The organism is Gordonia sp. NPDC127522 (assembly GCF_042672305.1).
GTDB classification, from domain to species: Bacteria; Actinomycetota; Actinomycetes; order Mycobacteriales; family Mycobacteriaceae; genus Gordonia; species Gordonia hongkongensis.
The window spans coordinates 11,864-34,481 of record NZ_JBHXVK010000022.1; the positions used below are offsets into that span (position 1 = coordinate 11,864).

At 70.0% G+C, this 22,618-nt stretch carries 4 protein-coding genes; 3 read left to right on the forward strand and 1 reads right to left on the reverse strand.

What is annotated here, in order from left to right:
- Nucleotides 1–477: 477 nt before the first annotated feature.
- Both ACFVHY_RS22250 and ACFVHY_RS22255 read left to right on the forward strand, forming a co-directional pair.
- Nucleotides 478–18,810 (forward strand): amino acid adenylation domain-containing protein, encoded by an 18,333-nt coding sequence (locus ACFVHY_RS22250; RefSeq protein WP_390275498.1) that lies wholly within the window; start codon nt 478–480, stop codon nt 18,808–18,810.
- An 8-nt stretch (nt 18,811–18,818) separates the two neighbouring features.
- A complete protein-coding gene (locus tag ACFVHY_RS22255) occupies nt 18,819–19,853 on the forward strand; it encodes a hypothetical protein (RefSeq protein WP_390275499.1) in 1,035 nt (344 codons plus the stop codon).
- Between the two features lie 52 nt (nt 19,854–19,905).
- On the opposite strand, the gene ACFVHY_RS22260 is transcribed toward ACFVHY_RS22255, so the two are convergent.
- Nucleotides 19,906–20,535: a TetR/AcrR family transcriptional regulator gene (locus ACFVHY_RS22260; RefSeq protein ID WP_390275500.1), complete on the reverse strand. Its 630-nt coding sequence runs from the start codon at nt 20,533–20,535 to the stop codon at nt 19,906–19,908.
- Nucleotides 20,536–20,813: 278 nt separating this feature from the next.
- Between ACFVHY_RS22260 and ACFVHY_RS22265 the strand changes: the two genes are divergently transcribed.
- Nucleotides 20,814–22,403, forward strand: coding sequence for an amino acid permease (locus ACFVHY_RS22265; protein ID WP_390275502.1), 1,590 nt, complete (start codon nt 20,814–20,816; stop codon nt 22,401–22,403).
- Nucleotides 22,404–22,618 lie beyond the last annotated feature (215 nt).

Sequence of the window (22,618 nt, forward strand, 5' to 3'; positions counted from 1 at the left end):
GGCGCCGAATTGGACCGTCCATTCTGGGCGATTTGCGTGAGAAGGGCGTGATGGACCGATTGATCGGTCGCCCGAAATGACAACTGCTTCTTGTGGTTTGACAGACTCCGTGTGAAGAATGAATCCATATTCGCTTTTCGAATGAGATGAACTGAAAATCAGAGACACGGGCGAAAATCCACGCCTTTCGGAAAACTCATCCGAATGGACCATCAAATTGTCCGTGACCATTCTGAGACGTTTTATCGCTGGTCTTTACTTCGACTTTACTGACGTTTTGCCTTTGCCGAAAAGGGATGTCGGCGAATGTTAATCGGGAGTATGGTCCGATTTGTCGGCGGGGCGACAGCTCTCCAGGGGGGCTTATCTGGCTTGATCTCGCGCGGGTTGTGAATTGTCTATCCCGTGGCCTGCTGACGCGCCCGGGTGGTCCTGAAACCCGGACGAGTGCGATCGATACGAACGCATGGAGGCCACGTGACCATCTCAGACAAGGATCTCGTCACCCCGTCCGCGCACTCCTCGTCGACCCGGATGCCGGCCGATGCCGATCATCCCGCGGAGACGACCGGGTCCGCCACGCCGGCGAGACCGGATTCCGGTGTGGACACACTTCCGCTGTCCGCCGCGCAGCGCGGCATCTGGTTCGCCCAGCATGTGGCCGGTGACCTGCCGATCTCGGTGGCGCAGTACGTCGACATCGACGGCGAACTGGACGCCGAGTTGCTGACGGAGGTCTGCCTGACCACCGGGCGGGAGTTCGGCTCGGGACACCTGCGCCTGGTCGTCGTCGACGGGGAGCCGCGGCAGTACGTGGCCGCGCAGAGCGCTCCGGTGAGCACCGTGGATCTGCGCGGCGAGGCCGATCCGACCGCGGCGGCGCATCGGCTGATGCTGCTCGACTACACGAGGCCGCTCGACCTTCTCACCGACGACCTGATGACGAGCATCGTCTACCGCGTCGGGGACGCGCACTACATGTGGTACCTGCGGGCGCACCACATCGCGCTCGACGGATTCGCGGCGGTGACGATGGTCCGGCGGATCACCGAGCTGTACAACGCGGCCGTCCGCGGCGATCCCGCGCCGCCGTCGAAGGCGAGCGACATCGCCGACATCATCGCCCAGGACGCGTCCTACCCCGGGTCGACTCGTCACGACACCGACCGCAGGTACTGGAGCGACCATCTCGAAGGCGCCCCGCCGGTCGTCACCCTGGCCGGCCGGCACGGCAAGCCGACGCTGCACCCGATCCTCGTGAGCGCACCGATTCCCGCGGAGACTGCCGTGCTCCTCGATGCGGCCGCGCAGGAGGGAGGTGGCGTGACCCCGGTGATCGTCGCGGCGTTCGCCGCGTACCTCGCGCGGATGACCGGCAGTGCCGAAGTCCTTCTCAGCCTTCCGGTCTCGGGTCGCCACTCCGCCGTGCTGCGCCGGTCGGGCGGGATGGTGGCCAACGTCGTGCCGCTGCGTGTGCCGGTCGCCGGCCGCACGCTCGGCGACGTGGTGACCTCGGTGCAGGGGGAGTTGCTGAGTGCGCTGCGGCGGCAGCGGTACCGGCAGGAGGACATCTTCGCCGACATGGGGATGGCCCGTGACGAGTCGGCCTCCTTCGGCCCGGCGGTGAACCTCATGATGGTCGACAGCGAGGTCGTGCTGGGTGAGGTCACCGGGCGGTTGCACGTGTTGACCTCCGGTCCGACGTCCGATCTGTTCGTCAACATCTACCCGGGCGCGGGAAAGAGCAGCACGCACATCGACTTCCAGGGCAACCCGAACATCTACACCCCGGACGAACTCACCGGGCATCACCGTCGCTTCCTGATGTTCCTGCACGCATTCCTCGGCGGGGCTTCCGACGATCGCGTGGGACAGCTCACGTTGCTCGACGAGCAGGAACGGTCGACGTTGCTCCCCGTCCGGGGCGCGAGTTGCGCCCCACCGCGGGTACTCGCCGACATTCTCGCCGAAACGGTTGCGCGACACGGAGAGTCGACCGCAGTGTGCGCGTCCGGGCGTTCGATGACGTATCGCGAACTCGACGCCGCCTCGTCGCGACTCGCGCGGCGCCTCCGTGCCGCGGGCTGCGCGCCGGAGGAGTCGGTCGCCATCCTGCTGCGACGGTCCCTGGGCACCGTCGTGGCCGTCTGGGCGGTGGCGAAGACCGGTGCCGCGATCGTGCAGGTGGATCCGGAATACCCGCGTAAGCGCATCGAGCACATCTTCGTCGACAGCGGTGCCCGCGCGGCGATCACCGTCGACGAGTTCGCCGAGCGGGTGCCCCCGTCGGCGGTCCGGATCGACCTCGGCGACCTCTCGTCCGACGGGAACACCGACGACGCCCCGGGCGGCGGCTTCGACGACCCGCCGGCTCCGTCGCGGGCCCGGCTCGAGAACGTCGCCTACATGACCTACACGTCCGGTTCGACCGGCGTGCCGAAGGGCGTGCAGGTCACCCACTCCGGGATGGCGAGTCTCATCGCCGATCGCACCCGCGCATACGGCCTCGCGCCGGCGTCCCGGGTGTCCTACGCGCTCTCCCCGAGCTTCGACGCGTCGATGGAACAGCTCCTGACCTGCTTCGCAGCCGGATCCGCCCTGGTGGTGGTGCCTCCGGAGGTGATCGGCGGCGAGCGGCTCACCCAGTTGCTCGCCGAGGAGGAGGTCACCCACCTGACCCTCACGCCCGCGATGCTGGCGACCATCGAGCCGGAGTCGCTCACCCGGATGCAGACCGTCGTCGTCGGCGGTGACCGGTGCGCCCCGCACGTGGTCGAACGGTGGACCCGGTCGGCGACGATGATCAACGAGTACGGGCCGACCGAGTCGACGATCACGGCGGCGAGTGCGGTGGTCGAGCCCGATGCGGACGTCACCGTAGGCGGCCCCATCCGCGGGACGTCGGTGATGGTCCTCGACCACGCGCTGCAACCGGTGCCGATGGGAACCGCGGGCGAGCTGTACCTCGCCGGCCCGGGGCTGGCTCGCGGCTACGCGCGTCTGCCCGGTCAGACCGCGGCACGTTTCGTGGCCCACCCGCACGGCGCGCCGGGCGAACGGATGTACCGGACCGGCGATCTCGCCCGCTGGGTCGGGGCGGGGACCGCGCCGTCGCTGGAGCTGTTGGGCCGCACCGACTTCCAGCTGAAGATCCGTGGGTACCGGATCGAACCCGGTGAGATCGACGCCGCTCTCACCGGGCACGTCCAGGTGGACCAGTCCGTCACCGTGCCCGCGCTGAACCTCGCCGGCGCGACCGTCCTGGCGTCGTACGTGGTGCCGGCGGCGGGACAGCGGGTCGAACCGGCGGAGCTGGAGCGATTCGCACGCGAGTGCCTGCCGCCGCATCTGGTGCCGTCCGTCATCACGATTCTCGACGCCCTGCCGCTGAATGCGTTCGGCAAGGTCGACCGACGAGCCCTGCCCGCGCCCGTGTTCGCATCCGCGCGATCGGGGCGGCCGCCGTCGACTCCCCGGGAATACCGACTGGCGCAACTCTTCTCCGAGGTACTCGGGGTGGTCGAGGTGGGTGCCGACGACAGCTTCTTCGTCCTCGGCGGCGACAGCATCCTGTCCATCCAGCTCGTGGCGCGGGCGAAGGCGATCGGGCTCGCGTTCACGACCCAGGATGTGTTCGAGCACAAGACCGTCGCCGCGCTGGCCGCGATGGCTTCCGATGTCTCCGACGACGCCGGACTGCGCGAGTTGCCCGGCGGGGCCGTCGGCTCCATCCCGCTGTCACCGATCATGCACGCGATGCTCGAACGCGGTCCCGTCGACCGCTTCGGACAGGCCGCGCTGGTCGAACTCCCGGACGCCGCCGGGCGCGACGAACTGGTGCGCACACTGCGCGCGGTGCTCGACCGGCACGACATCCTCCGGGCCACGCTGGTCGACGATCTCGCCGACCAACCCCACCTGGTGGTCCGGCCACCCGGTGCGGTCGACGCCGACGAGGCGCTCGAGCACGTGTGGCTCGACCGACGGGACGCCGACGAGATCGACCGCCACCTCCAGGCCGCGGCCGATCGCCTCGACCCACGCGCCGGCGTCCTGGTGCGGTTCGTGTGGATGCAGCACCCCGACCGCACCGCGCCCGACCTGATGTGGCTGGTCATCCACCATCTAGCCGTCGACGGGGTCTCCTGGCGCATCCTCCTCGCCGACCTCGTCACCGCCTGGCACCAGATCCGCGGGGGCGCGGTGCCGGACCTCGGCCTGCCGACGACGTCGGTCCGGCGCTGGGTCCACGGCCTCGTCGAGCAGGCACCCGCGCGCGCCGCGGCCGAACTCGACCGATGGACGGAGATCCTCGAGCCGGGCGACCGGTTGCTCGGACGCCGCGCGCTCGACCCGGATCGAGACATCGTCGGCACCGCCGGACGCATCCGGATCCGCATTCCGGCGGACGTGACCGAGGCGGCGCTCACCACCATCCCCGCGCGGTTCCACGGCAGTGCCAACGACTCGTTGCTGGCGGCGCTGGCCCTGGCGCTCGCGCACTGGCGACGTCGGCGCGGGCAGTCCGACGGCAGCGAGTTGATCGCCCTCGAAGGCCACGGTCGCGAGGAGGCCGCGGTACCCGGCGCGGACCTCACCTCGACGGTGGGGTGGTTCACCTCTCGCTTCCCGGTCCGGCTCGAATTGCACGGCGTCGACGTCGAGGACGCCCTCACCGGTGGTCTGTCGGCCGGACTGGCGATCAAGCAGATCAAGGAACAGCTGCGGGCGGCACCCGACCACGGGATCGGCTACGGCATGATCCGATATCTCGACCCGACCGGCCGCGACGAACTGGGCGACCGGCCCGAACCCCAGATCAGCCTCAACTACCTGGGCCGGATGGGGACCGGCGATCACACCGGTCCATGGATGCCGGCGCGCGATTTCGACGCGTTGGTCGGGACCGGGCACCCGTGGATGGCGTTGCCCGCCGTCATCGACATCAATGCGATCGCCGAACCGGGTCCGGCCGGCGTCGAACTCGACGTCGGCTGGGAGTACGCCGCGCTGGTGCTCGACCGGGTCGACGTCGAGGAGCTGGCCGGCCTGTGGGTGCAGGCCCTGAAGGGTCTCGCCCAGCACGTCCGGTCCGGGACGGCCGGCGGCCACACACCGTCGGACTTCCCGCTGGTCGTGACCACCCAGGCCGACATCGATCACTGGACCGCCGCCCATCCGTCGATGGTCGACGTGTGGCCGCTGACCGCGCTGCAGTCCGGGCTGCTGTTCCACGCGACCTACGACGACGACGCCGCCGACGGGTACACGGTGCAGGCCGAACTGCGACTCGGCGGACGGCTCGAACCGGACCGGATGCGTCGGGCGGCGCAGGCGCTGATCGCCCGGCACGACAGTCTCCGCGTCGCATTCGTCGAGACCGGCGCCGGGCCGCGGCAGATCCTGCTCGACGACGTGACCGTCGACTGGTCGGACTCCGACCTCACCGGGATCGCCGACGCCGACGACCGGGACCGTGCACTGCGTCGTCTCATCGCCGGGTCGGCGGCCCCCTTCGACCTGACTCGGCCGCCGCTGCTCCGTTTCCACCTCATCCGGTTGACGCGCGACACCGAGAACCCGGGTGGCGACGAGTTCCTGCTGTCGATCACCAACCACCACATCGTCCTCGACGGGTGGTCGATGCCCGTCGTCATCTCCGAACTGCTGCAGCTGTACCTGGTCGACGATGACGACAACGGAGCCGCCGGACTTCCCGCACCCCGGACGTTCCGGGACTACCTGCAGTGGCTGCACACCCGCGATCACGACGCCACGGCACGTGCGTGGCAGGAGACCCTCGCCGGCATCGAGAGTCCGACGCGCCTCACCGGCGCCGCGGAGCGCGACTCGGCGGCCGAGATCGGCGAGACCGCGCTCGATCTCGACATCGCGACGACGGAGGCGATCGGGGGTCTCGGGCGCGCCCACGGGGTCACCGCGAACACCTCGATCCAGGTGGCGTGGGCGATGCTGCTCTCGATCATGACGGGCCGATCCGACGTGGTCTTCGGCAACACGGTGTCCGACCGTCCCGCCTCCATCCCGGGCATCGAGCAGATGATCGGGCTGTTCATCAACACCCTCCCGGTGCGCATCCGGCTCGACCCGGACGAGCGGGTGATCGACCTGCTCACGAGGGCGCAGTCCGAGCAGGCGGCGATGCTCGGCCACCGCGACATCGGCCTCGCCGAACTCCAGCGGGTGACCGGGGTGGCCGACATGTTCGACACCGCCACGGTGCTGGAGTCGTACCCGGTCGACCCGGACGAGATCAACCGCATGCTCGGCGACGCGGGACTGCGATGGAACGGCCTGGCCGCCCACGACGCGACCCCGTACCCGGTCAGCCTCCAGGTCACGCCGCCCCGGCCCGGACGGGCCGACCAACCGGCCGCCGATCGGCCCGGCACCTACGAACTGGTGGTGAAGTACGCCGTCGACCGCCTCGACCGAGAGTCCGCCGAGGTCCTGCTCGAGCGGTTCGTGCTGCTGCTGCGCCAGATCGCCGCCGAACCGGGCCGAAAGGTCGCCACGCTGGCATCCTGTTGGGACACCGAACGATCCGCCCTCTGTCCGATCGAGGGTCCGCCTGCCGTGTCGCCCCGCCTACTCCGGGACATCCTCGCCGACACCGCGCGACGACACCCCGAGGCACCGGCGGTGCGCGCCGACGGCGTCACGATGACATTTCGCGAACTCGTGCGCCGCAGCAACCGGCTCGCCGACGAGCTCGCCGCTCGCGGCGCCGGACCGGAGACCTCGGTGGCCCTGGCGATCCCGCGGTCGGCCGCGCTCATCGTGGCGATCTGGGCGGTCGCCCGGACCGGAGCTGCCTTCGTCGCCGTCGACCCGGGCAATCCGGCGTACCGCATCGCCGAACTGCTCGCCGACGCGCGGTCCACGATCGGGGTGACCGTCGACGCCGTCGTCCCGAACCTCCCGGACACCGTCGAGTGGCTGACCCTCACCGGCCCCGGCTCGCTCCCGCTCGGCACCGACGACTCGCCACCGCTCGGTACCGGGGACCCGCTCCCGCTCCGGCCGGACAACGCGGCCTACCTGATCTTCACGTCCGGCTCCACCGGCCGGCCGAAGGCCGTGCACGTCACCCATCGCGGCCTCGCCGACCTGGTGGTCGAGTACGCGGAATCCTTTGCGGTGGAACCTGATTCGACGGTCCTGCAGGTCGCGTCCCCCGGCTTCGACGCCTGCGTGTCGGAGGTGTTGGTCGCGCACAGCGCCGGCGCCTGCCTGGCCGTCGCGCCGCCGGAGATCTACGGCGGTTCCGACCTCGAGGACCTGCTTCGGACCGAGCGGGTGTCCCACGCCATCATCACGCCGACGGTGCTCAACACGATGGACCCGTCGCGTCTGCCGGAGCTGCGGATCGTCGCGGTGGTCGGCGAGGCGACGGGTGCGGACATCGTCACCCGGTGGTCGCCGGGTCGTCGGCTGATGAACCACTACGGACCCACCGAGACCACGATCTGGGCGACCGGCGCCGACGATCTCCGGCCCGGGGAGCCGGTGACGATCGGGGAGCCGATCCGGGGAGTGTCGGCGTTCGTGCTCGACACCTGGTTGCGGCCGGTGCCGGTCGGAGTGGTCGGCGAACTCTACCTCGGCGGTCCCGGCCTGGCGCGTGGCTATTTCGACCGCCCAGGCGTCACCGCGACGAGGTTCGTGGCCGATCCCATACGCTCCGCCGGCGAACGCCTCTACCGCACCGGCGATGCCGTGCGCTGGATTCGCACGGACGGCGCCCTGCGGCTGGATTACCTGGGGCGCAACGACCAGCAGGTGAAGGTCCACGGACTGCGCATCGAGACCGGGGACATCGACGCCCATCTCGCGCGGATCGCCGGCGTCGCGCAGGCGGCGACCGTGCTCCAGCGCGGACCGGCGGGTCGTCCGGTCCTCGTGTCCTACGTCGTGGGGACGCCGGACGAGCCGATGGACGTGCATGCGCTGCACGACGACCTCGCGAACACCCTGCCGCACTACATGGTTCCCGCAGCGATCGTCGAACTGGAGTCGATGCCGGTCACCCGGTCGGGGAAGGTCGACACGAAGGCGCTGCGGCAGTGTGAGTTCCGTGCCGAGAGCGGGGGCGGCCGCCCGCCGGAGACGCCGGCCGAGCACGTCATCGCCGCGCTGTTCGCCGAGGTGCTGGAGCTCGACGACGTCACCGCCGACGACAACTTCTTCACGCTCGGGGGTGACAGCATCGTCTCGATGCAACTGGTCGCGGCGGCGAAGGCCGCCGGACTGTCGCTCACTCCGCGGGCGGTCTTCGAGGCGAAGACCGTCGCCGCGCTCGCCGCCATCGCCACCACCGACTCCGCGACCAGCGGCCCCACCACCACTTCGGCCGCCGAACAGGCTGTCGTCGAGCAGGATTCGCCGCTCGTCGATCTTCCCGACATCGATCTCGACCGGGTGCGGAACGACTACCCCAGGCTGTCGGACGTCTGGCCGTTGTCGCCGACGCAATCGGGTATCCACTTCCACTCGACCCTCGATCCCGATGCGGTGGACACCTACACCGTGCAGTCGACGATCGCCCTCTCCGGCCCGGTCGACGCCGGCCTGCTGCGCCGCGCCGCGCAGGCACTCGTGGACCGCCACGACGTCTTGCGGACGGCCTTCGTCGAGACATCGCGTGGCCCGCGGCAGGTCGTCGTCGACGGCGTCGAGGTGCGCTTCCGGACAGTCGATCTCACCGTTGCCGCGGACCGCGGGGCCGCCCGGCGGGTCGCCGCCGACGACGCCGCCGCCGGTTTCGATCTGACCGAACCCTCGCTGATCCGCTTCACCCTCGTGCGGCTCGACAGCGACCACTTCGCCCTGCACGTCACCAACCATCACGTGATCCTCGACGGCTGGTCGATGCCCCTGCTGCTCGGCGAACTCCTCCACTACTACGGCGACCCGGGGCAGATCGGCGCATGCCGGCCGTCAGCCTCGTACCGGGACTACCTCGCGTGGCTCGGCGAACAGGATCAGGACGCGTCGACGGCCGCGTGGGCGCAGGCCTACGCCGACGTCGACGGACCCACCCGCGTGACCCGGCTCGGTGCCGCGACCACCGTGTTCGACGCCGGTGAGGTCATCGCCGAGCTGCCCGGGCAGGAGTATGCGCGTCTGCGGTCGGCCGCCGCGGAGTCCGCGGTGACGGTCGGGACCGCCTTGTCCGCGGCGTGGGCCCTCGTCCTGCGAACCCTCACCGGCGACACCGATGTGGTCCTGGGCTCCGCGGTCGCCGGACGGCCACCGGAGCTGCCCGGCGTCGACCGGGCGCTGGGGATGTTCCTCAGCACGGTACCGATCCGGGTCCGTCTCGAACCGTCGATGTCGTTGCGCGATCTGTTGATCCATGTGCAGGACGCGAATGCGCTGGTCCTCGACCACCACTACGTCGGACTCCCGGCCATCCACCGCGCGGTGGGCCGGTCGGACCTGTTCGACACCGCACTGGCCTTCCAGTCGTTCCCGCTGCGCGAGGACGCGCTGCAACAACTGGTCACCGAGGCGGGCTTGCACGTCGACGGCGTCACCGGGCTCGACGCCACGCCCTACCCGTTGAGCGTCGTCGTGGCGCCGAAGATAGACGGTGGCGAGGGGGAACCGGGACTCGGTATCACCGTGCGGTTCCATCGGGACGAGTTCGACGAGAGCCGCGCACGGGAGATCGTCGACCACTTCGTGGAATGTCTCGCCCGCATCGCCGACGAGCCGGGTTCGCGGCTCGGCGCGCTCCGTCACGTCGGGCACGAGGCGGGTGCCGGTCGGATCGACGACATGCCGGAACCGGCAACGCTGCTCGACATCCTCACCACCGCAGCCGGTCAGGCGCCCGATGCGATCGCGGTGACCTGCGGCGAGCGGTCGCTGTCGTACCGGCAGCTGGACGCCGAATCCGATCGCCTGGCGCGGCAGATCTCGCGGCGGGCGCGGTCCGGCGTCGTGGCGTGCGCACTCCCGCGGTCCGTCGAGGCGGCGATCGCGATCTGGGCGGCGGCCAAGGCGGGAGTGCCGTTCCTGCCGCTGGATCCGAACCTGCCCGCCGAACGCATCGAGTTCGTCTTGGCCGACGCCGGCGCCGGGTTGGGGATCACCGTCGGCGCGCACCGGGCCGCATTGCCCGACAGCATCGACTGGCTCGTCGTCGACGAACCGCGGACGGACGGCCCCGAGTCGAACGAAGGCGGCGGCCCGATCCGGCTCGGGGACACCGCATACGTGATCTACACGTCCGGCTCCACCGGCACACCGAAGGGTGTCGTCGTCTCCCACCGCGGACTCGCGCCGGTGGTCGCGGCGCAGCGCGCGGTCCTCGGCGTCGACCAGTCGTCGAATGTGTTGCAGGTGGCCTCACCGAGCTTCGACGCCTTCGTGTTCGAACTCCTGATGGCCCACGGCTCCGGGGGACGTCTCGTGGTGGCGCCACCCGATGTCTACGGAGGCCCCGCGCTCGCGAATCTGATCCGGCGCGAGCAGGTCTCGCATGCCGTCGTGACGCCGTCGGCACTGGCCACCGTGCCGGCCGACGGTCTCGACACGCTGCGCGTACTGGCGACCGCGGGTGAACCGGTCGGGCCCGAGTTGGTCTCACGGTGGGCCGACGGCCGGAACATGATCAACCTGTACGGGCCGACCGAATCGACCATCTGGGCCACCGCCGGCACGCCGCTGCGGGCGGGTGATCCGATCACGATCGGGACGGCGGTGGGACCGGTGGGCACGATGGTGCTCGACACGTGGATGCGTCCGGTTCCGCAGGGCGTCGTCGGCGAGTTGTACCTCGTCGGCCCCGGCCTGGCCGACGGTTATGTCGGCCGGCCCGCGACGACGGCGGCGCGGTTCGTGGCCTGCCCCGCCGATGCGCCCGGAACCCGGATGTACCGGACGGGCGACCTCGTCCGGGTCTCCCGGTCCGGTGCACTGGAGTATGTGGGACGCAACGACTTCCAGGTGAAGGTGCGCGGCACCCGGGTAGAGGTGGGCGAGATCGACGCGCGCCTCGGATCGCGCGCCGACGTCGCCTACGCCGTGACCGTCCCGCGTGGCGGGAACGGAACGGCGCACTGTCTGGTCTCCTACGTGACCGCCGCAGCGGGGGCGTCGCTCTCCGGTGACGAACTACGTGCGTCGCTGGAGCGATCGCTGCCCGTATACATGGTGCCGGCCGCGGTGGTCGTACTGGATGAGATACCCCTCACCCCGACCGGCAAGCTGGATCGGAGTCGCCTGCCCGAACCGGTGATCGCCCCACGTGGGTTCCGTGCACCGTCCGGCACGGCCGAGTCCGCCGTGGCGCATGTCTTCCAGGACGTCCTCGGCGTGCCGCGCGTGGGCGCCGACGATGACTTCTTCGCCCTGGGTGGCGACTCGCTGACCGCCTCGGTGGTGACGGCGCGGCTGGGTGCGGAGCTGGGAGTACGGGTTCCGCTGCGGTCGGTGTTCGACGCGCCCGGCGTCGCGGCACTGGCGGAGCTGGTCGGGTCGCTGGGCGACGACCGGCGCACCGCGTTGACGGCAACCGTTCGCCCGGAGCGCATCCCGTTGTCGCTGGCGCAGCAGCGGATGTGGTTCCTCAATCGGATGGAGCCGGAGTCGCCGGCCTACAACATCCCGGTGGTCCTCGAACTCACGGGGCACCTGGACCTCGCGGCACTCGGGCAGGCCCTCGACGACGTGGTCGGGCGGCACGAGGTGCTGCGGACGATCTACCCCGACACCGACGGCGAGCCGTGGCAACTCGTCCTCGACCACGCCCCGGTGCTCCTCGAGTCGATGCGGGCATCGGCCACCGAGGTCGAGCACGTCGTCGCCGGGTTCGTGCGCCGGGGGTTCGACGTGACCGCGTCGGTGCCGATGCGTGTGGCCGTGGTCGCGATCGACCCGGACGGCGTGGACGATCCCCATGGCCCGGACAACCGCGACGCACACGACGACCGGCAGGGGACCGACGGGCGTTTCCTGCTCGTCCTCGTGGTCCATCACATCGCCGGTGACGGCCAGTCCATGGCGCCGCTCGCCCGCGATGTGATGACGTCCTACGCCGCCCGCATCGCCGGCGCGGAACCGACCTGGGAACCGCTCGCGGTCCAGTACGCCGATTACGCGCTGTGGCAGCGAAACATGCTGGGGAGCGCGGACGATCCGACCTCGCTGATGCACGCCCAGCTGGATTTCTGGCGGTCGACCATGTCGGGTGCCCCGGACGTCCTCGATCTGCCCGCCGACCGCCCGCGTCCGCCGGTGGCGACCCTGGCGGGCGGGCAGGTGCCGGTGGCGATCGACGCCCGCCTGCACGGGCAACTCCTCGCCCTCGCGCGGGCACATGGCGCGTCGTTGTTCATGGTCGTGCACGCCGCGCTCGCCGCGGTGCTCGGCCGGTTGAGCGGCGCCGACGACGTCGTGATCGGCACCCCGGTCGCCGGGCGCGGCGAACCGGGACTGGAACCGCTCGTCGGCATGTTCGTCAACACCCTCGCGCTCCGGACCGACCTCGACGCCGCGGAGTCGTTCGCCGGATTGCTCGACCGCGTGCGCGAGGTCGACCTGGACGCCTTCGAGCACTCCGACGTCCCGTTCGAGCGGATCGTCTCCGAACTCAACCCGGAACGGTCCACCGCGCATCATCCGCTGTTCCAGGTCGCGCTGGCCTTCCAGAATCTGTCCGACGTCCATCTCCACCTGCCGGACCTGCGCGTCTCCCGCGCGCAGGCCGACACCGGGATCTGCCAGTTCGACCTCCAGGTGGTCCTCGCCGAGTCATACACCGAAGACGGCACGCCACAGGGTCTTTCGGGAACCATGATGTTCGCCCGCGACCTCTTCGATCCGGGGACGGTGGCCGGCATCGCCAGTCGGTTGCATCGTGTACTCGACGCGATCGTCGACGACGCGACAACCCCCGTCGGTGACATCGACTGGCTCGGCGGAGCCGAGCGCGCCGAACTGGTGTCGGTGGTGGGACCGGGCGCGGTCGCGGAGCCCGTGCTGCTGCCGGAGATCTTCGCGGCGGCCGTCGTGGCCGACCCGGACGGTGCGGCGGTGATCTGCGGCGGAGTCGAGCTGTCCTACGGTGAGCTCGATCGCCGCTCGAATCGGCTGGCACGGTATCTCATCGAGAACGGTGCGGCGCCGGAGCGGCCGGTGGCGGTGGCCGTGGAGCGGTCGGCGGAATCGCTGGTCGCGTGGTGGGCCGTCGTGAAATCGGGTGCCCCCTATGTCCCGGTGGACCCGCACTACCCGGCCGCGCGCATCGACCAGATGGTGTCCGATTCGGTTGCGCCACTCGGGATCACGACTCGAGGGTCGCGGCCGACGCTGTCCGGGGCGCTCGACTGGGTCGTGCTCGACGACCCCGCCACCGCCGCCGAGGTCGCCGAATTGTCGCCGTCGCCGATCCGACAGACCGATCGGGTGTGCCCGGTCCGGCCCGCGAACACCGCCTGGGTGGTCTTCACCTCCGGCTCCACCGGGGTGCCGAAGGGCGTCGCCGTCACGCATGCCGGCGTCGCCGACTACCTCGCCACGCTGCACGTCGACCGTGAGCCCGGAACCAGCCCGCGGGTACTGCATTTCGCCTCTCCCTCGTTCGACGCGTCGCTGCTGGAGATCCTGCTCGCCGTGAGTGCCGCGGCCACCCTCGTCGTGGCCCCCACCGGGATGCGGGGTGGTCGCGAGCTGGCCGACTTCCTCCGCGATCACCGCGTCTCCCATGCGTTCGTCACCCCGGCCGCGCTCGCCTCGGTGGATCCGGACGGGCTCGACGACCTGCGGGTCGTGATGTCGGGCGGCGACGAGGTACCGACCGACCTGGTGAGCCGGTGGGTGGGTGCCGATCCGGCTACTGCCCGGGAATTCCGGGTGCTGTACGGCCCCACCGAGACCACCATCGTCGCCACCGCCACTACTCCGCTGCGGGTGGGAGAACGGTCGACGATCGGCACGGCGCTCGCCGGGATGCAGACGCTCGTGCTCGACACCCGTCTGCAGCCCGTGCCGGACGGGGTCGCGGGGGAGCTGTATCTGTCCGGACCCGCGCTCGCGCGCGGCTACCTGAACAGGTCCGGGGTGTCCGCCGCCCGGTTCGTCGCCCACCCCTTCGGCGATACCGGGGAACGCGCATACCGCACGGGGGACATCGTGCGCCGCAACCACTCGGGCGACCTGGAGTTCATCGGACGCAACGACTTCCAGGTGAAGGTCCACGGCTTCCGGGTCGAGCTCGGGGAGATCGACGCCGCGCTGGCAGAACTCGCTCGGGTGGCCTACGCCGTCACCGTCCCGCGGCACGACTCCGGCATCGGCATGCGCCTGGTGTCCTACGTGGTGCCCGCGCCGGGCGTCGCCCTCGTCGGTGAGAAACTTCGTGCCGAACTCGGCGAGGTGTTGCCGACGTACATGGTCCCGGCGGCGGTCGTGGTCCTCGACGACATCCCCCTGACACCCAGTGGCAAGCTCGACCGGCGTGCCCTTCCGGCGCCGGTCGTCACCACCCGGAGTTTCCGTGCCCCGGCCACGCCGGTCGAGGAGATCGTCGCGGGGGTGTTCGCCGACATCCTGTCCGTCGATGCCGCGGTCGGTGCCGACGACGACTTCTTCGACCTCGGTGGCAACAGTCTCGCCGCAACGCGGGTGGTGGCGAGAATCGGTGCGGCGCTTGACACGACGATCCCGGTGTCGGTGATCTTCGAGGCGTCCACGGTGACGCGGCTGGCCGCCCGCGCCGAGTCGCACACGGACACCGGGCGCGTCGACCTGGTGGCACACGAACGTCCGGAGCGGATCCCGCTGTCCTATGCGCAGCAACGCATGTGGTTCCTCAACCGGATCGAACCCGAGTCGCCGGCGTACAGCATCCCGGTCGTGGTGCGGTTGTCCGGAAGTCTCGATGTCGACGCCCTCCACCGGGCGATCGGTGACGTCGTCGCGCGCCACGAGATCCTGCGCACCGTCTACCCCTTCGTCGAAGGTGAACCGGCCCAGGTGATCCTGCCCGCGGACACCGTCCCGATGGAGGTCGTCCAGGTTGCGGAATCCGTTGTCGATCAGGCGATCGCGGAGTTGATCGCGGCACCGTTCGACCTCACCGCCGGGGCGTCGACCCGGATCGTGCTCTTCGAGCTCAGCGGCGACGAGTGGGTGCTCGCCGTGATCCTCCATCACATCGGCGGTGACGGCTCCTCGTTGGGGCCCCTCGCGCGGGACATCATGACGGCCTACGTCGCGCGTCTGCAGGGCGAGGCGCCCGGATGGGTGCCGTTGCCGGTGCAGTACGCCGACTACGCGATCTGGCAGCGGGCGGTCCTGGGCTCCGAATCGGACCCGAACTCGTTGCTGCACGCGCAGATCGACTACTGGTCCGAGCAACTGGCCGACACACCGCCGCTGCTCGAACTGCCCACCGATCGGCCGCGCCCGGCCACCCAGTCCTACGCCGGGGAGTCCGTCGGCCTGACCGTCGACGCCGATCTGCACGCCGGGTTGCAACGGGTCGCCCGCGCCCACAACACGACCCTGTTCATGGTCTTCCATGCCGCGCTGGCCGCCCTGCTCGCGCGGCTCGCCGCGACCGACGACGTCGCCGTCGGGACCCCGTACGCCGGACGCGGGGAACGTGCTCTCGACGATCTGGTCGGGATGTTCGTCAACACGCTGGTCCTGCGCACCCGGGTGCGGAGCGGGATGTCGTTCGCCGAGTTGATCGATGACGTGCGCGCCACCGACCTCGCGGCGTTCGGTCACGCCGACGTCCCGTTCGAACGGCTCGTCTCCGAACTCAACCCGGTCCGCTCCGACGCCCACAACCCGCTGTTCCAGGTGATGCTGGCGTTCCAGAACATCTCGAGCACCGACATCGAACTGCCCGATCTGTCGGTGCGGGCCGTCGAACCGGACACCGGACTCGCCCTGTTCGACCTGCAGGTGACGGTGGCCGACTCCTACGACGCACACGGGGCGCCGGCCGGCATCACCGGTGGTGTCACCTTCGCATCCGACCTCTTCGACGCGTCGACCGTGGAGCGGTTCGTCGAACGATTGGTGGCGATGCTCGAGGCGATGACGATCGACGCCGACCGCGCTGTCCACGACGTGGACCTGCTCGACGACGCCGAACGGTCTGCCGCCCTCCCGGGTCCGAACGCGACGACGCACGAGGTGGACTCCGCCGAGACCCTCGCCTCGATGTTCGCCGCGGCCGCGGTCGCGTACGCCGAGAACACCGCGGTGATCTCCGGGGCGGTCTCGCAGACCTACGCCGAGTTCTCCGGTCGGGTGAACCGGCTGGCCCGCTGGATGGTCGCACAGGGGGTGGGGCCGGACTCGTTGGTCGCGCTCCGTATGCGACGCTCGCTCGACCAGCTCACGGCGATGTACGCGGTGCACGCCGCCGGCGGTGGTTACGTGCCGATCGACCCGGACCACCCGGCCGAGCGGATCGACTACATGGTCGAGTGCGCCGAGCCGGTGCTGGTGCTGTCCGCGCTCGACTCCGTCGATATGTCCGGGTTCGACGACTCGCCGCTGACCGACGATGACCGGATCACGCCGCTGAATCCGGACGCCCTCGCGTACGTGCTGTTCACCTCGGGTTCCACGGGTCGACCCAAAGGCGTTGCCGTGTCGCATCGCTCGGTGGTCAACCAGCTTCGCTGGATCAGCGCCGAGTACGCGCTGAGCCGATCGGACGTGGTGCTGCAGAAGACTCCCGCGACCTTCGACGTATCGGTGTGGGAACTGTTCGCGACCCTCGCCGTCGGTGCCCGACTGGTGATCGCCCGACCGGACGGCCACACCGATCCGCGCTACCTGGCCGAGGTCATGTCCACCCATCGGGTGACCATCACGTCGTTCGTGCCGTCGATGCTGGCGGTGTTCGCCGATGCCCTGCCCACCGGCGCGGCGCTCTCGTTGCGGGCCCTGCTCGTCGCGGGTGAGGCCTTCGGGCCCGATGTGGTGGACGCCGCCCGCCGTGCGCTGCCGGAAGTGGAGTTGTACAACCTGTACGGGCCGACGGAGTTCACGGTGCACGCGACCTCCTCCGCGGTGGGGACGGCCGACGACGGCGCGGTGCCGATGGGGGCGCCGGTGTGGAATGCCCGTGCGTACGTGCTGGACTCGCGGCTGCGTCCGGTGCCGGCGGGGGTGACCGGCGATCTCTACCTGTCCGGGACGCAGGTGGCGCGGGGCTATCACGGACGACCGGGTCTGACCGCCGATCGCTTCGTGGCCGATCCCTTCACGTCCGGCGCCCGGATGTACCGCACCGGTGATCTGGTGCGGCGTCGACGAAGCGGTGCGCTCGAGTATCTGGGACGCAGCGACTTCCAGGTCAAGCTCCGCGGGTTGCGCATCGAACTCGGTGAGATCGAGGCGGTGTTCGCCGCGCACCCGGACATCGCCCGCGCGGCGGCCGCGGTCACCTCCACCGACGCGGTCGACTATCTCACCGTCTACCTGGTGCCGGCGGGGGCCGGCGTGAGGGACGTCGGGGGGAGGTCGGTGAACACCGCCGAGGTCACCGCGTTCGCGTCGGCGGCGCTCCCGGGATACATGATGCCGACGGCGGTGATGGTGCTCGACTCGCTGCCGATCACCGCGTCGGGCAAGCTCGACCGGGCGAGGCTGCCGCAGCCGACACGTGACGCCTCGGCGTTCCGCGCACCGTCGTCGTGGCTGGAGACCGAGATCGCGCGGACCTTCGAGCACGTGCTCGGTGTCCCGCGGGTGGGCGCCGACGACGACTTCTACGCGCTCGGCGGCAATTCGCTGCGGTCGGTCCAGGTCATCAATGACCTCGAGACCGAGTTGCACGTCGAGATCCCGGTCCGGTGGATGCTGTCCGATTCGAGCCCGGCCGACCTGGCCCGGCGGATCGAGGACGGGATGCGCAACGGGTTCGACGCCGCGCGCGGGCCGGGGGACGAGGGGCCGGGCGGGGTGGGATTGGACGTCCTGCTCCCGATCCGGCCGGAAGGCGAACTGCCGCCGCTGTTCTGCATCCACCCCGCGTCCGGGCTGGCCTGGTGCTATCAGACGCTGAGCCGGCAGGTCCCGCCCGGCCGGCCGGTGTACGGCCTGCAGGCGCCACAGATCGGTGGCGAGACCCCCGGCCCCACGACGATCGCCGAGATCGCACGCAGGTACGCCGACGAGATCCGGACGGTACAGCCCGAGGGTCCGTATCACCTGCTGGGGTGGTCGCTCGGCGGGGTGATCGCGCACGCGATCGCCGCCGAGATGCGGGCGGCCGGTTCCGAGGTCGCGCTGCTCGCGATGCTCGACACCGAGGCCGACGGTGTGGACTCGTCGGCGATCACCACCGTCACCCCGGGCGAGCTGATCACCAACCTCGGTCCGGTCCTCGGCATCGACTTCGTGAGTGCGGACGCGACCGCCGAACGAGCCGCCGAGCAGATCGCCGAGCGCCTCGGCACCGGGTTCGGCATCGACGCCGCGACGATCGAGCGGCTGACCGACGCCTACAACCTGCTGATCCGGGCCACCGGCGACTGGCACCCGCCGGTCGTCGACACCGACGTGCTCTACTTCACCGCCGTGCGCGATCGGCGACCGGATGCGTTGGGCGCCAACGGATGGAGTCGGTACGTTCGGGGGGAAATCACGAATGTCGACGTCGACACCCACCACCTGGGGATGACCGAGGACGAGGCGATCGGACAGGTCGCAACCGTCCTCGACGATCATCTGACGCGCGAAAGCGCCTCGCGGAAAGCCGCTTCGGGGTTAGCGTTTTCTCACGATGATCGGTTCACCACCAAGAGATGAGGTCGTCCATGGACAAGAACGGCAAATCCGGCGCACACCGTTGCCCACGTCCGCGCGGTCGCCGCCCGGCGGGCGCCTTGCTCGGCTGCGCGTTGGCCGCGTCGCTCACGGTGACGGCCCCGGCCGTGGCCCAGGCGGCCTCACCCGGGGTGGCCCTGCCCGTCCCGGTGGTTCCCTCCTCATCGACGTCGGGAGGACAAACGCCGCCCGGCAACGCTTTCCGCATCGCGCAGATCGATGCCGCGCTGGTCTCGGATGCGGCGCCGGTGGTGGTCGGGTCATGGCCGGACGTGACGTCGGTCGTCCCGACACCGGGGCCGCGGCACCTACGGCCACTCGGTTCGGTGGCGGTGCCGGTCGCCGATGCCGGGGACCGGGTTCGGGTCGGCAACCTGGTCCTGACCCGTCCGCGAGCGGTGTCCCCGCAACTGGCCGCGCAGATCTCGGCGGGCGCCGGTGAGATCGTCCAAGGAATCTCGGAGGTGTTGCAGAGCAACGGGGTACCGGTCGCGCGGGCCGACCGGGTGGCCGAGCAGATGGTCGGTGATGCCGCGGTCGGTGGCGTCATCGGAGCCGGGGTGGCAGCACCCCTCGCCCTCGCGGTCGGCGGTGTGGTGGGTGCCCCCTTGGGTCTGATACTCACGTTGCCGTTGTGGCCCACCGGACTCGTCGTCGGGCCCGTGGTGGGGACGGCTGTGGTCGCCACCCTCGTCGCGCTGCCCGCGGTCGCGGCCGGTGTCGCGATCGGCGCCGCGCACGGCTACGACAAGGGCTGGAAGGTGCCGGTCGACAAGCCGCGACACCTGCGCGCGGACGCCACCGAGGTGTCGGCCGAGCGGGTCGTCGTCCCGCATCAGCCGAGGCATGCCGCCCCGGAGCCGGTCGTACCGCAGGTGACCGGGCCGGTCGGCCGGCAGCTCGCCCCGACCCCCGCGGTGAAGCAGGTCGAACCCATGCGCAGCGTCGGAAGTGGTCCGGCGGACTGCTCCATCGTGCGCAAGATGGAGGTGGCGCTGCAGGGTGGCGTGATCGGAACCTGCTAGCCGTCACGCTCGCGGGAATCCCGTAGCGACTTCAGCCATGTGCGCTCTGTCGCTACAGAATTCGCGAGATCGCGTCGACGACGGTGGCGGCGAGACCGGCGGCCGTGTGTTCGCCGAGCTCGCCGCGCTGTTCGTCGGCGCGCATCATGATGACCGACTCCACCAACCGGAAGGGCAGAAGCGTCCGCTTGTCGGTCGCGTCGCCGAGTGCCGCGGCCGACAGGGCCGCATACGAGTCGGCCAATTCCTGCCGCGCCGAACGGAATTCGACGAAACGCTGATCGGCGACCTCGGGCAGCAGGTACAGGGCGCCGAGGTTCCAGCGCGACTGTGCCAGCTGATCGACGTCGAAGCGCGCGAGCTCCAGCAGCCGCGCGAGCGCGTCCCCGTTCTCGTCGAGCAGTACCCGCGCGCGTTCGAGTGAGGCGACGACTGTCGTCTCCAGCAGCGTCGCGAGAATGTCGTCCTTGGTGCCGAAGTAGTGGTACATCGACGCCTGTCTGATGCCGACCGCCTCGGCGATCATGCGTGTCGACGTCCCGGTGTACCCGTGGCGGGTGAACAGTTCGGCAGCGGCGTCGAGGATCTCTTCGCGCGCGGTCTGACCGCGGCGTCGGGCCGGCACCAGGCGCGGACGGCCGCGACCGGTCGGGGTCTGGGCCGTACTCGAGCCGGACGGCATGTCGTCTCCTCAATTGCGTCAACAGATCTCGCAACCCGGGGATCTTGCGACCCGGATTCCTCGACCCTAGCCGACGGATCGCGGGCTTCTGCCGCTCGCGGACCCCCCGACCGGGGAAATCCCAGGCGCGTTACGCGGACGTAACGGGAGTTTTCACGACCGGAACAATTCTGTCAATCGATAGAAATCAGCGAGGGCTTACCTATCAGGTGACAGGAAACAGTGCCTGCCTCAACCGTGCTCAACGTGGAGCTTCTTCTCGGAAAGGAAGACCGCGCATGACCTCCACCCCCGAAGTGGCTCCCGCGGCATCGCCCTCCTCGGCCGCTGGATCATCGTCCGGCCCGGGCGCCGGAGATGCCGACGCACACGATCTCTCGGCACTCGGCTACGACCAGCAACTCCATCGTTCGCTCGGCAAGTTCGCGTCCTTCGCCGCCGGGTTCTCGTTCGTCTCGATCCTGACCACCATCTTCCAGTTGTTCGGTCTGGGTTTCGGTTTCGGCGGCCCGGCCTTCTTCTGGACCTGGCCGATCGTCTACGCCGGCCAGTTCCTGGTGGCGCTGTGCTTCGCCGAAATCGCGGCGCGATATCCGATCTCGGGCGCGATCTACCAGTGGTCCCGCCGAATGGGCGGCGAGGTCGTCGGTTGGTTCGGCGGCTGGTTCATGATGATCGCGCAGGTCGTCACCGCCGCCGCGGCCGCGATCGCCCTGCAGGTCGTCCTGCCGTCGATCTGGATCGGGTTCCAGATCATCGGCGACGACCCCACCCTCACCACGACGAGCGGTGCGGCCAACGCCGTCCTCCTCGGCTCGGTCCTGCTGGTCATCGTGACCGCCATCAACTGCATCGGCGTCCGGTGGATGAGCCGGGTCAACAGCATCGGCGTCGTCTGCGAGCTCGTCGGTGTCGTCGCGGTGATCCTGGCACTGTTCACCCACGCCCAGCGCGGTCCCGACGTCGTGTTCGACACCGGCGTTCCCGGTCAGCAGCCCGGTTACATCTGGGCGTTCATCGTCTCCGGTCTGATGGCTGCGTACGTCATGGTCGGTTTCGGGTCGGCGGGTGAGCTGGCCGAAGAGACGAGGGACCCGCGCCGCGTCGCACCGCGCACCATCCGGATGGCGCTGACCGTCTCGGCCATCGGCGGCGGACTGATGCTGCTCGGCACCCTGATGGCGGCACCCACCCTCGACGAGCAACTCGCGACCGGCGGCCTGCCGTACGTCCTCGATTCCGTGCTCGGCAGCTTCTGGGGCAAGGTCCTCCTCGCCGACGTGGCCGTGGCGATCTTCATCTGCACCCTCGCCATCCAGACCGCCTGCTCGCGTCTGATGTTCTCCATGGCCCGCGACGGCCGGCTCCCGTTCTCGGCGCAACTGGCACACGTCAACAGCCGCACCGGCACCCCGATCCTGCCGTCGATCCTGATCGGTGTGCTCTGCATCGGCATCCTGCTCGTCAACGTCGGCAACTCGGCGATCTTCGCGACCCTCGCCAGCGTGTGCATCATCCTGATCTACCTCGCCTACCTGGCCGTCACCGGCCCGATGCTCTACCGGAGGTTCCAGGGCTGGCCGCATCGCGGCGGCCGGGACACGCCGGCCGTCGACGCCGGCGGACGAAAGCTGTTCAGCCTGGGCCGATTCGGGATGGTAGTCAATGCCCTCGCGGTGCTCTACGGCGTCCTGATGGTGATCAACCTGGCGTGGCCGCGGGCCGAGGTCTTCGACCCGTCCGGTGAGATGCCGATCCTCCGTTGGGCCGGCCCCATCTGCATCGTGGCGACCGTCCTCGTCGGGATCGCCTGCTACCCCCGTGGAAAAGAACACCCGCGACCGGTGACGACCTCCCCGTCCGCCTGATGCCCCCTTGCTCCCTAATCCGAAAGAACCGCACAACCTCTGCTCCCTGAGGAGCGCCCGGAGCTTGCGGAGGGCGCGCCACGAAGGGTCCTGGCGAGACGAGTTGCGAAGACCCTTCGTGACGCTCGCAAGCTCGCTCCTCAGGGAGCAGGGGGAGACGCTTGCAAGCTCGCTCCTCAGGGAGCAGGGGGAGACGCTTGCAAGCTCGCTCCTCA

Bases quoted from the DNA above. Each gene is read 5' to 3' on its own strand.
- ACFVHY_RS22255 (WP_390275499.1), top strand. From the start codon at position 18,819: ATGGACAAGAACGGCAAATCCGGCGCACACCGTTGCCCACGTCCGCGC.
- ACFVHY_RS22265 (WP_390275502.1), top strand. From the start codon at position 20,814: ATGACCTCCACCCCCGAAGTGGCTCCCGCGGCATCGCCCTCCTCGGCC.
- ACFVHY_RS22260 (WP_390275500.1), bottom strand. From the start codon at position 20,535: ATGCCGTCCGGCTCGAGTACGGCCCAGACCCCGACCGGTCGCGGCCGT.